The sequence below is a fragment of the Streptomyces sp. NPDC006872 genome (assembly GCF_040635845.1).
GTDB lineage: Bacteria > Actinomycetota > Actinomycetes > Streptomycetales > Streptomycetaceae > Streptomyces.
Window position 1 is genome coordinate 181,674 of the sequence record NZ_JBEYIL010000003.1, and the last position, 14,116, is coordinate 195,789.

Annotated in this window: 10 protein-coding genes; 6 read left to right on the forward strand and 4 right to left on the reverse strand. The window is 71.0% G+C overall.

The window, feature by feature from the left end; genetic code table 11:
- The first annotated feature begins 209 nt into the window (after window positions 1-209).
- From ABZ725_RS09820 to ABZ725_RS09845, 6 genes are all read left to right on the forward strand, one after another.
- Complete coding sequence (locus ABZ725_RS09820) at window positions 210-1,052, forward strand: M24 family metallopeptidase (protein WP_358802210.1); 843 nt, start codon at window positions 210-212, stop codon at window positions 1,050-1,052.
- Between the two features lie 8 nt (window positions 1,053-1,060).
- On the forward strand, window positions 1,061-2,851 hold the full coding sequence (locus tag ABZ725_RS09825) for an SDR family oxidoreductase (RefSeq protein WP_358802211.1): 1,791 nt from the start codon (window positions 1,061-1,063) through the stop codon (window positions 2,849-2,851).
- Window positions 2,852-2,927: 76 nt separating this feature from the next.
- Window positions 2,928-3,890: a MerR family transcriptional regulator gene (locus tag ABZ725_RS09830; RefSeq protein WP_358802212.1), complete on the forward strand. Its 963-nt coding sequence runs from the start codon at window positions 2,928-2,930 to the stop codon at window positions 3,888-3,890.
- A gap of 151 nt (window positions 3,891-4,041) precedes the next feature.
- Complete coding sequence (locus tag ABZ725_RS09835; RefSeq protein WP_358802743.1) at window positions 4,042-4,590, forward strand: RNA 2'-phosphotransferase; 549 nt, start codon at window positions 4,042-4,044, stop codon at window positions 4,588-4,590.
- A 102-nt stretch (window positions 4,591-4,692) separates the two neighbouring features.
- Window positions 4,693-5,595, forward strand: coding sequence for an LLM class flavin-dependent oxidoreductase (locus ABZ725_RS09840; RefSeq protein ID WP_358802213.1), 903 nt, complete (start codon window positions 4,693-4,695; stop codon window positions 5,593-5,595).
- A gap of 70 nt (window positions 5,596-5,665) precedes the next feature.
- The gene (locus ABZ725_RS09845) at window positions 5,666-6,550 is read left to right on the forward strand and encodes a Cof-type HAD-IIB family hydrolase (protein WP_358802214.1); all 885 of its coding nucleotides are present in this window, start codon (window positions 5,666-5,668) and stop codon (window positions 6,548-6,550) included.
- A gap of 38 nt (window positions 6,551-6,588) precedes the next feature.
- Here the strand turns inward: ABZ725_RS09845 and cydD are convergent, their stop codons facing one another.
- The 4 genes from cydD to hisC all read right to left on the reverse strand — a co-directional run bounded on the left by cydD (window position 6,589) and on the right by hisC (window position 13,924).
- The gene (cydD, locus tag ABZ725_RS09850) at window positions 6,589-10,077 is read right to left on the reverse strand and encodes a thiol reductant ABC exporter subunit CydD (protein ID WP_358802215.1); all 3,489 of its coding nucleotides are present in this window, start codon (window positions 10,075-10,077) and stop codon (window positions 6,589-6,591) included.
- Window positions 10,078-10,170: 93 nt separating this feature from the next.
- Entirely contained in the window at window positions 10,171-11,175 is a 1,005-nt protein-coding gene (gene cydB, locus ABZ725_RS09855; protein ID WP_358802216.1) for a cytochrome d ubiquinol oxidase subunit II, read from the reverse strand.
- A gap of 20 nt (window positions 11,176-11,195) precedes the next feature.
- On the reverse strand, window positions 11,196-12,704 hold the full coding sequence (locus ABZ725_RS09860) for a cytochrome ubiquinol oxidase subunit I (protein WP_358802217.1): 1,509 nt from the start codon (window positions 12,702-12,704) through the stop codon (window positions 11,196-11,198).
- A gap of 140 nt (window positions 12,705-12,844) precedes the next feature.
- Window positions 12,845-13,924 (reverse strand): histidinol-phosphate transaminase, encoded by a 1,080-nt coding sequence (gene hisC, locus ABZ725_RS09865; RefSeq protein WP_358802218.1) that lies wholly within the window; start codon window positions 13,922-13,924, stop codon window positions 12,845-12,847.
- Between the last annotated feature and the right edge of the window lie 192 nt (window positions 13,925-14,116).

Below are 14,116 nucleotides of genomic sequence, written 5' to 3' on the forward strand. Positions count from 1 at the left end.
CCTGGACCACTCCGGGCGTCACCCCGGAGAGCCGTCTTCGCATCACACCTCAGATGTACGGGGCCCTAGGGGATCCCCACCCTGAGAGCTACCTGTCCCTGACTTGTCCACAGCTGCGCTCACCCCCTGTTGACGCCGCCTCTAACAACTGTCACATTCACCGGTGTCACGTTACGGACACGTACCGCAGTCGATGGGGACGGGGCGGCATGGCGACGGCAGTGAACAGCGAACTCGCCGCGGAACTAGGCGGGTTCAGGCAGGTCCAGCGGCTCGCGTACGAGTGCGCGGAGGCGGTCGCGGCCGAACTGCGACCGGGGGTGACGGAGCGCGAAGCGGCTCGGATGCAGCGGGAGTGGCTGCGCGAGCGCGGGGTCCGGGACTGGTTCCATCTCCCCTTCGCCTGGTTCGGCGACCGCACGGCGTTCGTGGACTTCCGCATCCCGCTCCAGTTCTTCCCGACCGGCCGCCGGCTGGAGCCCGGGATGCCGTTCATCCTCGACCTGGCCCCGGTGTACCGGGGCTACACGGCGGACATCGGCTACTCGGGCGCGCTCGGCCGCCACCCGGTGCAGGAGCAGCTGATGGCCGACCTGGAGGCACACCGCGAGCTGATCCTGCGCGAGGTGCGCGAGCGCCGGTCGCTGCGGGAGATCTACGAGGACGTGGACCGCCTCATGGCCCGCCAGGGCTACGCCAACCGGCACCGCGCGTACCCCTTCGGCGTGATCGCGCACAAGGTGGACCGGGTCGCACCGCGCCGCTGGTCCCCGCGTCTCTTCGGGTTCGGGACGCAGTCCCTGAAGGGCCTCGCCGCCGACGCGCTGCACGGCCACCGTGAGGGCTGGTCCCCGCTGTGGTCGCCGTACCGCTTCTCCGACCATCCGCCCCGGCCGGGCCTGTGGGCGGTCGAGCCCCACCTGGGCTTCCGGCGCACGGGCGCGAAGTTCGAGGAGATCCTCGTCGTCACGGACTCGAAGGATCTCGAGGAGAGCGCCTTCTGGCTGGACGACGATCTGCCGCACACGCGGCGCTGGGCGGAGGAGAGGTGACGGCAGCGGTGTCGTTCGAAGGTGCGCGCGAGCGCCGGGTGCGGACCGGCGGGATCGAGCTGTGCGTCGCCGAGCTGGGGGACCCCTCGGATCCGACGGTCGTCCTGGTGCACGGCTATCCGGACAGCAAGGAGGTGTGGTCCGAGGTCGCGCCCCGGCTGGCCGAGCGCTTCCATGTAGTCCTCTACGACGTCCGGGGCCACGGCCGTTCCAGCGCGCCGAAGCCGCTGCGGGGCGGCTTCACCCTGGAGAAACTGACGGACGACTTCCTGGCGGTCGTGGACGCGGTCAGCCCGGACCGGCCGGTGCACCTGGTGGGGCACGACTGGGGATCGGTGCAGGCCTGGGAGTTCGTCACCGTGCGCCGCGCCGAGGGCAGGATCGCGTCCTTCACGTCGATGTCCGGACCGTCCCTCGACCACTTCGGCCACTGGATCAACAAGCGTCTGGCCAGGCCGACTCCGCGCCGGGTCGGTCAACTCCTCGGTCAGGGAGCCAAGTCCTGGTACGTGTACCTGCTGCACACGCCCGCGCTGCCCGAACTCGCCTGGCGCGGGCCGCTCGGCAAGCTCTGGCCGGGCATCCTGCGACGCGTCGAGAAGGTCCGGGGCGACGCGTATCCGACGCCGTCGCTGCCGTCGGACGCGGCACACGGCGCCTGGCTGTACCGGGACAACGTTCGGACCCGGCTGCGCCGCCCGCGCCCCGACGCGTACGCGCACGCGCCCGTGCAGCTCATCACGCCGCTGGGGGACAGGTTCCTGTCGGAGCGGCTGTACGACGAACTGGAGGAGTGGGTGCCGCGGTTGACCCGGCGCGCCCTCCCCGCCGGGCACTGGATCCCGCGCACCCGCCCCGACCAGCTCGCCTCCTGGATCGACGACTTCGTCACGGCGATCGAGCGGGAACGGGCAGGGGAGGACCGGGAGGACAGCGGCGCAGGGCCGGTGCGCAAGGCCGCGGCCGGCGAGTACGCCGAGCGTTTCGGCGGGCGGCTGGTGCTGGTCACCGGCGCGGCCAGCGGCATCGGGCGGGCCACGGCGTTCGCGTTCGCCGAGGCCGGGGCCCGGGTGATCGCCGTCGACCGGGACGCGGAGGGCGCGGCCCGCACCGCCGAGCTGTCCCGTCTGATCGGCGCGTCCGGGGCCTGGGCGGAGGCGGTGGACGTCTCCGACGAGCAGGCGATGGAGAAGCTCGCGGCGAAGGTCCATGCCGACCACGGTGTGCTGGACGTGCTGGTGAACAACGCGGGCATCGGTCTTTCGGGTTCCTTCTTCGACACGTCGTCGGACGACTGGCGCAGGGTGCTGGACGTCAACCTGTGGGGCGTCATCCACGGTTGCCGTCTCTTCGGCCGGCGGATGGCCGAGCGCGGACAGGGCGGCCACATCGTCAACATCGCCTCCGCGGCCGCCTACCAGCCCTCCAAGGCACTGCCCGCGTACAGCACCTCCAAGGCGGCGGTCCTGATGCTGAGCGAGTGCCTGCGCGCGGAACTGGCCGGCCGGGACATCGGCGTCACGGCGATCTGCCCCGGCCTGGTGAACACCAACATCACCTCCACGGCCGTCTTCGTGGGTGTGGACGCGCAGGAGGAGCAGCGCCGCCAGGAACGCTCCACGCGCGTGTACGGGCTGCGCAACTTCCCGCCGGAGAAGGTCGCGGACGCGATCCTGCGGGCGGTCACCCGCAACGAGGCGGTGGTTCCGGTCACGGTGGAGGCCAAGGGCGCGTACGCGCTGTCGCGGTTCCTGCCGCGGGCGTTGAGGGCGCTGGCGCGCATGGAACCGCCCCTGTGAGCCGCCGCGTCGATCGAGCGCGCGCGGGAGCCGGTTCGGCCCGGGCCGCGACAACGCCGGTCCGGGGAGCGGCACTTTGACCGCCGCCCCCTCGGCGGCCCGGCCCGCGTACCGCATCGAGGCCCTCGCCCAGCTCTCCGGGGCGACCGTCCGGACCATCCGCGCCTACCAGGACCGCGGTCTGCTCCCCCGCCCCGAGCGCCGTGGGCGGGCCAACCACTACTCCGACGTCCATCTCACCCGGCTCCACCGGATCGCCGACCTCCTCGACCGCGGCTACACCCTCGCCTCCATCAAGGAACTCCTCGACGCCCACGACACCGGCCGCGGCCTGGGCGGCGTCCTGGGGCTGGTCGCCGAGGTCGACGGCCCGTGGACCGACGAAGAGCCCTCCCGGGTCTCCCGCACCGACCTCGCCGCCCGCTTCGCCGGCACCACCGACGCCACGGCGATCGCCGACGCCGTGGCGCTGGGCGTGCTGGAGCCGGTGCCCGGCGACGACGACGCCTTCCTCGTGCCCAGCCCCCAGGAGCTGGCCGTGGCAGTGGAGTTGCACGCGGCCGGGGTTCCGCTCGGGGCGATCACCGCGCATCTGCGGGAGTTGAGGGTCCAGGTCGAGCACATCGCCTCCCGTTTCCTGGAGTTCACCACCGAGCACGTCTTCGCGCGGTACCTCGAAGGTCCGCACCGGCCGACCGACGCGGACGCGGCCGAGGCCGCCTCGCTGGTACGACGGTTGCGCCCGCTCGCCCAGCAGACCGTGGACGCCGAACTGGCCCGTGCCATGCGCCTGTTCGCCGCCCGTCAGCTGCGCCGGCACCTTGGCGGAGACGGTCCCCCGCCCGGTTCCGCCGATTCCGCCGAGCAGCGCTCCGTGCCGATCCCGGCTGCGACAATACGGGCCGTGGAGGCGCTGGTCGGCGCGGAGCGTGCCGCGGAGTTCCTCGTGCTCGCGGCCGAACGTGAGGTGCGGGCCCGCGCCTTGGACCGCCTTGCCTCAAGTCACCGTCCGTCAGATGATCTTGATGAAGCCCGTTGAATCGTCCTCCAGTTGTCCACAGAATCGCCAATTGGCCTGTGGATAACTACAGTTGGCTGTGGATCAAACCTCCGCCCAAAACAAAATGCGTGATCCGCGTCTCTCACGTCATGCTGAGCGGATGAACGAAAAGGACATGCAGAAAGCGGGCATGGACGAGAGACGCACCGTGAAGGTGTCGAAGTACCTCTCGAAGCATCTGCGGCACCAGCCCGAGCGCATCGGCCTCACCCTCGACGAGGCCGGCTGGGTCGAGATCGACGAGCTCATCGCGGCGTGCGCCGCGCACGGCTTCCACTTCACCCGGGACGAACTGGACCACGTCATCGACGCCAACGACAAGAAGCGCTTCGCGATCGACGGCACCCGGATCCGCGCCAGCCAGGGCCACAGCGTCGAGGTCGACCTCGGGCTGCCCCCGGCGACCCCACCGCCGTACCTGTACCACGGGACCGTGGCCCGCTCCCTGGACGCGATCCGGGCCGAGGGGCTGCGGCCCATGAACCGGCACGACGTGCACCTCTCGGCCGACCGGGAGACCGCGAACCGCGTCGGCGCCCGCCGGGGCCGCCCGGTGGTGCTCTCCGTCGACGCGGGCGCCATGCACCGTGACGGCCATGTCTTCCACGTCAGCGCGAACGGAGTGTGGCTGACACAGGCCGTACCGGCGCGCTATCTGCGCTTTCCCAAGCAGCACTGAGTGCACAAGGAAGTCATCCCGGTCGGCCTCAGCCCGTGGCGGGTCGGCCGCGTGCGGTGACCGTTTCACGTGAAACACGGTCGGCCGCATACGCTCGATGACATGAGTCTGCGTCTGAGCACCGTGATCCTCCCGTATCTCCGTTGGAACGAGGGAGGCCGTTCCACATGGACACGGGCCGAGCAGCTCGGCTTCCACACCGCGTACACCTACGACCACCTGTCCTGGCGCAGCTTCCGCGACGGTCCGTGGTTCGGCGCGATCCCGACGCTGACCGCCGCCGCGTCCGCCACCGAGCGCCTCCGCCTGGGCACGCTGGTGACCTCGCCGAACTTCCGGCACCCGGTGACCCTCGCCAAGGAACTGATCTCCCTGGACGACATCTCCGGCGGCCGGGTGACCCTGGGGATCGGCGCGGGCGGCACCGGCTTCGACGCCACCGCTCTGGGCCAGGACCCATGGACCCCGCGCGAGCGGGCCGACCGGCTGGCCGAGTTCGTACCGCTGCTGGACCGGCTCCTCACCGAGGACTCCGTGTCCTACGAGGGCAACTACTACTCGGCGCACGAGGCACGCAACATCCCCGGCTGCGTCCAGCGCCCCCGGCTGCCGTTCGCGGTCGCCGCGACCGGACCGCGTGGGCTGCAGCTCGCGGCTCGGTACGGACGGGCGTGGGTGACCACGGGCGACCCCAAGCTGTACGAGAACGGCACCCCCGAGCAGTCGGTTCAGGCCCTTCGCGGCCAGGTCGAGCGGTTGGCCGACGCCTGTGCCGTGCGCGGGCGGAACGTGCAGGAGCTGGACAAGATCCTGCTCACCGGGTTCACGCCGGACCGCGGCCGTCCGTTGGAGTCCCTGGACGCCTTCGTCGACTTCGCCGGCCGACACCAGGAGCTCGGCTTCACGGAGATCGTGGTCCACTGGCCCATCCCGGACTCCGACTTCGCCGTGGACGAGAAGATCTTCGAGCAGATCGCCATGGAGGCCCCGGCTCAGCTGCGCTGACCTGGGCAGCAGGCCATCGGTGCCGCTCTGTGCCTCATGTGTGCGGGCTCCCGCACGGCCGTGCGGGCATATGCGCGAGAATGGCCCGGTGACCTCAGCGACTCGACAGCCCGAGACCCCGGCCGCCGCCCTTCCGCCGCGGCTGATCGCCACCGATCTCGACGGCACTCTGCTGCGCGACGACAAGTCGGTGTCGCCTCGCACCGTCGCCGCCCTCGCCGCCGCCGAGGAGGCGGGCATCGAGGTCTTCTTCGTCACCGGCCGCCCGGCCCGTTGGATGGACGTCGTCAGCGACCACGTCCACGGGCACGGCCTGGCGATCTGCGGCAACGGCGCCGCCGTGGTCGACCTGCACGGCGGCCCCGGCGCCCACCGGTTCGTGAAGGTGCGCGAGCTGGCGCGGGAGAACGCGCTGGACGCCGTACGGCTGCTGCGTGAGGCGGCGCCGGGCACCATGTACGCCATCGAGCAGACGTACGGCTTCAACCAGGAGCCGGAGTATCCCAAGATGCACATGGAGATCCCCGACCATCTCGCGCCGGCCGAGCGGCTGCTGGCGCCGGACGGCCCTGGGGCCGGCGAGCCGGTGCTGAAGATCCTCGCCTTCCACCCCACGCTCGACCCCGACGCCTTCCTCACGCTCGCCCGACTGGCCATCGGCGACCGCGCCAACGTCACCCGCTCCAGCCCCAGCGCCCTGCTGGAGATCAGCGGCCCCGGCGTCTCCAAGGCCAGCACGCTGGCCCTGTGCTGTGCGGAGCGCGGCATCTCCCACGAGGAGGTCGTCGCGTTCGGGGACATGCCCAACGACGTCGAGATGCTCACCTGGGCCGGCCGGTCGTACGCGATGGGCAACGCACACCCGGACGTGCTCGCGGCGGCCTCCGGTCACACGGTCGCCAACAACGAGGACGGCGTGGCCGTCGTCATCGAGCAACTGCTCGCCGAGCTGTAGTCACCGCTGTCCGGACTCGAAGTGCAGGTGCGCGCCGGTCACCGCGCGCCCGCCAGCAGCTCCGAGGCCTCCTCCCGCTCGGCCATCCTCCGCAGCGGCCCCTCCTCGGCGGCCAGCGCCAGATAAGGACCGCGCTGCACCACCCGGCCCTCGTCCAGCACGACCACCTCGTCGACCGCCTCGAGACCGGCCAGCCGGTGCGTGATGAGCAGCGTCGTGCGGCCCTGGGTCGCGGCCAGCAGGTCCCGGGTGAGCGCGTCGGCGGTCGGCAGGTCCAGATGCTCGGCGGGCTCGTCGAGCACCAGGACCGGGAAGTCCGCGAGCAGCGCCCGGGCCAGCGCCAGCCGCTGCCGCTGCCCGCCGGACAGCCGGGCACCGTGCTCGCCCACGAGGGTGTCGAGCCCGTCGGGCAGCCCGTCGGCCCACTCCAGCAGCCGGGCCCGCGCCAGCGCGTCCCGCAGCTCCTCCTCGCTCGCCCCCTTCCTGGCGAGCAGCAGGTTCTCTCGCACCGAGCTGTCGAAGAGGTGTGCGTCCTGCGCGCACAGCCCGACGAGTCGGCGTACGTCGTCGCCGTCCAGGGAGCGGGCGTCCACCCCACCGAGCGTGTACGAGCCCGCGCCCGCGTCCAGGAACCGCAGCAGCACCTGCGCGAGCGTGGTCTTCCCGGAGCCGGAGGGTCCGACGACCGCGATCCGGCGCCCGCGCGTCAGGGTGAGGCCGACTCCGGTGAGCGCGTCCCGGTCCTGTCCGGCGTGGCGCGCGGCCAGCCCGTCGACGACGAGCGGGAACGGCGACGCGGGGCTCTGGCGGGGCCGCTCCGGCTCGCGCACCGGCTCGGGGGAGTCCAGCACCTCGAACACCCGCTCCGCGCTTCTCCGGACCCGCTGGCGGTACTGCACGGCCTGCGGCAGTCCCAGGACGGCCTCGAAGGCGGCCAGCGGGGTGAGGACGACGACGGCCATGGTCACGCCGCCCAGTCGACCGTCGGCGACCGCCTGGGCGCCCACCAGGGCGGCCGCCGCGACGGTCAGCCCGGAAAGCAGCGCGATCAGTCCGTCGCCGAGCGCGGTGGCGGTCGCGGCGCGCGAGGCGATCCGGGTGAGCACGGAGTCCGCCGCACGCACCTCGGCGCTGCGCGCGGGCAGGGCGCCCGCGACGGTCAGTTCGGCGGTGCCGGTGAGCAGGTCGGCCGTGCGGGTGGCGAGCACCCCTCGGGCGGGCGCGAGCCGACGCTCGGCCCTGCGCGCCACGGCGCCGGTGACCAGCGGGACGCCCACCCCGGCCATGAGCAGCCCGGCGGCGAGCACGGCCCCGGCCGCGGGCAGCAGCCAGGCCGTGAAGGCGATGGACCCGGCCGCCACGACCACGGCGGCCCCGGCGGGCAGCAGCCAGCGCAGCCAATAGTCCTGCAGGGCGTCCACGTCGGCGACCAGCCGGCTGAGCAGATCGCCCCGGCGGGTCGTACGCAGCCCCGCGGGCGCCAGTCGCTCCAGTCGCCGGTAGACGGCGACCCGGGTGTCGGCCAGCATCCGCAGCACGGCGTCGTGCGACACGAGCCGCTCCGCGTACCGGAACACCGCCCGTCCGATCCCGAAGGCCCGGGTCGCCGTCACGGCTACCATCAGGTAGAGCACCGGCGGCTGCTGCGAGGCCCGCGAGATGAGCCAACCGGAGGTGGCCATGAGTCCCACGGCACTGCCGAGGGCGAGGCTCCCCAACAGCAGCGCCAGGCCGAGCCGGCCGCGCCGGGCTCCGGCCATGGCACGGACCCGGGCGAGGACGCTGCCCCGGGGCGCGGCGGGGCCCGTCTCGGCCTCACTGGTGACGGATGCCGTCGCCGCCTCTTCCAGCGGCGCGGGAGCGTGCCTGGGGGTGGCTTCCACGGGCCCGCACGTCTCGGCGTCGGCCAGCCGCACGACGCGGTCCGCCACCGCCAGCAGTGCCGGCCGGTGCACGACCAGCAGGACCGTCCGCCCGGCCGCGAGCCGCCGTACGGCGGCCACGACCTCCGCCTCGGTCTCCCCGTCGAGCGCGGCCGTCGGCTCGTCCAGGAGCAGGACGGGCCGGTCCGCGAGGAACGCCCGGGCCAGCGCGAGCCGTTGCCGCTGCCCGGCGGACAGCCCGGTCCCGTCCTCGCCGAGCACGGTGTCGGCCCCGGCGGGCAGCGCGTCGACGAACTCCAGCGCCCCCGCGTCCGCCAGCGCACTGCGGACGGCCGCGTCGTCGGCGTCGGGACGGGCCAGCCGGACGTTCTCGGCGATCGTCCCGGCGTAGAGGTGCGGGCGCTGCGGCACCCATGCGATCCGGGACCGCCACTGCTCGAGGTCGGCCACCGCGAGGTCGACTCCCCCGGCCAGCACCCGGCCCTCGGCCGGCCGCACGAAGCCCAGCAGTGCGTTCAGGAGGGTCGACTTGCCCGTGCCGCTCGGTCCGACGAGCGCGACCGTCTCGCCGGCGTCGACGGTGAAGGAGACGTCGGAGACGGCATCGGCGGAGCGTCCGGGGTAGCGGACGGTAACGCCTTCGAAGGCGACCCCGCCCTCGACCACCGCGACCGTTCCCGATACCGGCGCCGGCGTCTGCAGCACCTCGAAGATCTCCTCGGCGGCCGCCAGTCCCTCGGCCGCCGCGTGATACTGCGCCCCGACCTGCCGCAGCGGGAGGTACGCCTCGGGCGCGAGCACCAGGATCACCAGGCCGATGTACAGGTCCATCTCCCCGTGCACGAGCCGCATGCCGATCGTCACGGCGACCAGGGCCACCGAGAGCGTCGACAGCAGTTCCAGCGCGAACGACGAGATGAACGCGATCCGCAGGGTCCGCATGGTCGCCTGCCGGTACTCACCGGTGATGTGCCGGATCGAGTCGGCCTGTGCCTTGGCCCGCCCGAACACCTTCAGGGTGGGCAGCCCGGCGACGACGTCCAGAAAGTGCCCGGACAGCCGGGACAGCAGCTGCCACTGACGGTCCATCCGCGACTGGGTGGCCCAGCCGATGAGCATCATGAAGACCGGGATCAGGGGCAGGGTGCCGACGATGATCGCGGCGGACACCCAGTCCTCCGTCACGATCCGCGCGAGCACCGCGACCGGGACGACCACCGCCAGCCCCAACTGCGGCAGGTAGCGCGAGAAGTAGTCGTCGAGAGCGTCCACGCCCCGCGTGGCGAGGGCGACCAGCGATCCGGTGCGCTGCCCGCTCAGCCAGCCGGGCCCCAAGGTGGTGGCCCGCTCCAGCAACCGCCCCCGAAGCTCCGACTTCACCGCCGCGCTCGCGCGGTGTGCGGCGAGTTCGGTGAGCCAGGCGACCAGCGCACGGCCGAGTGCGACCGCCGCCAACAGCAGCAGGGGAGTGCGCAGCTCGGCGACCGACATGCCGTGCTGGAAGGCGCCGACCACCGCCTCGGCGATGAGCATCGCCTGAGCGATGACCAGCGCCGCTCCGACGACACCCAGGCCGACGACCGCCACCAGGAAGAGGCGAGTGGCGCGGGCGTACCGAAGCAGACGCGGGTCGATCGGTTTCACGTGAAACACCCTCTTCTCAAAGAGCATGTTTCACGTGAAACACGCTCTCTCCTCATGGGGTGTGTTTCACGTGAAACACACCCCAACCGGGATTCAGTGCGCTGGCTCGGCGATGTGCTGCGTACCGATCCGCTTGCGGAACACCCAGTACGTCCACCCCTGGTAGAGCATCACGAGCGGTGTGGCGATCGCCGCGCACCAGGTCATGATCTTCAGGGTGTACGGGCTCGACGAGGCGTTGGTCACCGTGAGGCTCCAGTCCTCGTTCAGCGAGGACGGCATGACGTTCGGGAAGAGCGTCAGGAAGAGCATCGCCATGGCGGCCACGATGGTGACGCCGGAGAAGGCGAACGACCAGCCCTCACGCCCCGCCTGGTTCGCCACCAGCGCCGCGACCAGAGCGGCGACCGCCACGACCAGCGCGACCAGACTCTTGGCATCTCCGCCGTCGACCTGCGTCCACGACAGGAAGACCAGCGCGGCCACAGCGGTCGCCAGACCGACCTGGGACGCCAGCTTCCGCGCCCGCTCCCGGATCTCACCGACGGTCTTGAGGGCCGTGAACACCGCACCGTGGAAGGTGAACAGCGTCAGCGTCACCAGGCCGCCGAGCAGCGCGTACGGGTTGAGCAGGTCCCAGAAGCCGCCGACGTACTCGAAGTTCCGGTCGATCTTCACGCCGTGCACGATGTTGCCGAAGGCCACGCCCCACAGGAACGCGGGGAGCAGCGAGGTCCAGAAGATCGCGGTCTCCCAGTTGCGCTGCCAGTTCTCCTCGGGCCGCTTCGCCCGGTACTCGAAGGCGACGCCCCGCACGATCAGACAGACCAGGATGAACAGCAGAGGCAGGTAGAAGCCGGAGAAGAGCGTGGCGTACCACTCCGGGAAGGCGGCGAAGGTCGCGCCGCCCGCCGAGAGCAGCCACACCTCGTTGCCGTCCCAGACGGGTCCGATGGTGTTGATGAGCACGCGCCGCTCGGGCCGGTTGCGGGCGAGCAGCTTGGTGAGGATGCCGACCCCGAAGTCGAAGCCCTCCAGGAAGAAGTAGCCGGTCCACAGGACGGCGATCAGGACGAACCAGACGTCGTGCAGTTCCATGACTGTGCAGCTCCCTCGGCCTAGTACGAGAAGGCCATCGGCTTGTCGGCGTCACGGGGGTCGCCGCCGATCTTCGTGGGCGGGTTCAGATCGGCCTCGGTCAGCTCGGGCGGGCCGGCCTTCACGTACTTCGCCAGCAGCTTGACCTCGACGACGGCGAGGATCGCGTACAGCGTCGTGAAGACGATCATCGAGGTGATGACCTCGCCCTGGGAGACCCCGGGGGAGACCGCGTCGCGGGTCTGCAGGACGCCGTAGACGACCCAGGGCTGGCGGCCCATCTCGGTGAAGATCCAGCCCCAGGAACTGGCGATCAGCGGGAAGCCCAGGGTCCAGATCGCCGTCAGCCAGTAGAGCTTGGTGAGCTTCGGGTTGAGCGCCTTGTTCCTGAACAGCACCACATGCGGCACCTCGTCCTCGCCGACCCTCAGGTGCTGGGGCAGCAGGAACTTCTTACGGGTCAGCCAGAGTCCGGCCAGGCCGATCGCGAAGGACGTCATGCCGAAGCCGATCATCCAGCGGAAGCCCCAGTAGGCGACGGGGATGTTGGGCCGGTAGTCGCCGGGCCCGAACTTCTCCTGCTCGGCCTTGTTGACGTCGTTGATGCCGGGGACGTACGAGGTGAAGTCGTCGTTCGCGAGGAAGGACAGCAGGCCGGGGATCTCTATGGCGACCGTGTTGTGCCCCTTCTCGACGTCGCCGTAGGCGAAGACCGAGAAGGGCGCGGGCGCCTCGCCGTCCCACAGCGCCTCGGCGGCTGCCATCTTCATCGGCTGCTGCTTGAACATCACCTTGCCGAGGAGGTCGCCGCTGACGGCGGTGAGCAGACCGGCGATGACCACGGTGATGAGACCCAGTCGCAGCGAGGTCTTCATCACCGGGATGTGCTTCTTGCGGTACAGGTGGAAGGCGGCGATGCCGACCATGAAGGCGCCGCCGGTGAGGAAGGCCGCGGTCAGGGTGTGGAAGACCTGGGTGAGCGCGGTGTTCTGGGTCAGTACGGCCCAGAAGTCGGTGAGCTCGGCCCGCCCCTTCTCCTCGTTGATCCGGTAGCCGACCGGGTGCTGCATCCACGAGTTGGCCGCGAGGATGAAGTAGGCGGACAGGATCGTGCCGATCGAGACCATCCAGATGCAGGCCAGGTGGATCTTCTTCGGCAGCTTGTCCCAGCCGAAGATCCACAGGCCGATGAAGGTGGACTCGAAGAAGAAGGCGATCAGGGCCTCGAAGGCGAGCGGGGCGCCGAAGACATCGCCGACGAAGCGCGAGTAGTCGGACCAGTTCATGCCGAACTGGAACTCCTGCACGATGCCGGTGACGACACCCATCGCGATGTTGATCAGGAAGAGCTTGCCCCAGAACTTCGTCGCCCTCAGGTACTTCTCGTTCTCCGTGCGCACCCAGGCGGTCTGCAACCCGGCGGTGAGGGCCGCGAGGGAGATCGTCAGGGGCACGAAGAGGAAGTGGTAGACGGTGGTGATGCCGAACTGCCAGCGCGCCAGTGTCTCCGGCGCCAGAGCCAGGTCCACGTCGTCACTCCTTACCTCAGCCGCTTGCGAGAGAGCCGCTTGTGAAAGCGTTCACATTCACAAGCTAGTATGCAGCACTGATTTTCGACAGGGGAAGGGGGGTCCCGCTTACCCGCGGAAACCCCCCAGTGCAGCGCCGGCTACAGCTCCTTGAGGAACCCTTCCGCCACCTTCAGGAAGATGTCGTTCGCCTCGTTCTCCCCGACCGTCACCCGCACGCCCTCGCCCGGGAACGGCCGCACTACGACGCCCGCCTGCTCACACGCCGCCGCGAAGGCGACCGTCTGCTCGCCCAGCCGCAGCCACACGAAGTTGGCCTGCGTCTCGGGCACCGTCCAGCCCTGCGCCCGCAGCCCCTCGACCACCCGCAGGCGCTCGCACACCAGGGAGCCCACCCGGCCGAGCAGCGCGTCCTCGGCGCGCAGCGAGGCGACCGCGGCCTCCTGTGCGAGCTGGCTCACGCCGAACGGCACCGCCGTCTTGCGCAGCGCCTCCGCCACCGGCTCGTGGGCGATGGCGAAGCCCACGCGCAGACCCGCGAGGCCGTAGGCCTTGGAGAAGGTCCGCAGCACGCAGACGTTGGGCCGCTTCCGGTACAGCTCGACGCCGTCCGGCACCTCGGGGTCGCGAATGAACTCCCGGTAGGCCTCGTCGAGCACGACCAGCACATCACTGGGCACCCGGTCGAGGAACCGTTCCAGCTCGGCCCGCTTCACAACGGTGCCTGTGGGGTTGTTGGGGTTGCAGACGAAGATCAGCCGGGTCCGGTCGGTGATCGCGTCGGCCATCGCGTCCAGGTCGTGCACATCACCCGGCGTCAACGGCACCTGCACGGCCCGCGCGCCGCTGATCCGCGTGATGATCGGGTACGCCTCGAACGACCGCCAGGCGTAGATCACCTCGTCGCCGGGGCCCGCGGTCGCCTGGACGAGCTGCTGGGCCACGCCGACCGAGCCGGTGCCCGTGGCCAGGTGGGAGGTGGGGACGCCGAAGCGCTCGGAAAGCTCGTTCACCAGGACCGTGCAGGCCAGGTCCGGGTAGCGGTTGAAGGAGGCGGCCGCGGCCGTCACGCTCTCCAGCACGCCCGGCAGCGGCGGATAGGGGTTCTCGTTGGACGAAAGCTTGTAGGCCGCGGGACCACCGGACACGGCCGGCTTGCCCGGCTTGTAGGTGGGGATCCCCTCCAGCTCGGCGCGCAGCTTGGGGCTCGTCTCGCTCACCGCAGTCCTCCTCGTGACCACCACCGGACCACCACCGGCTTCAATACTGCTCACCTTATGAGGATTCGGCGCGGCTGCGTACAGCTTGCGTACCGCAGAGGAGAGACCTCGGCACGGATCGGAGGGACCTCCGCGACTTCTGAGGACGAAGGCGTACGAAGGCGTACGCCCCAGGGGGCGCGCTGCACATAT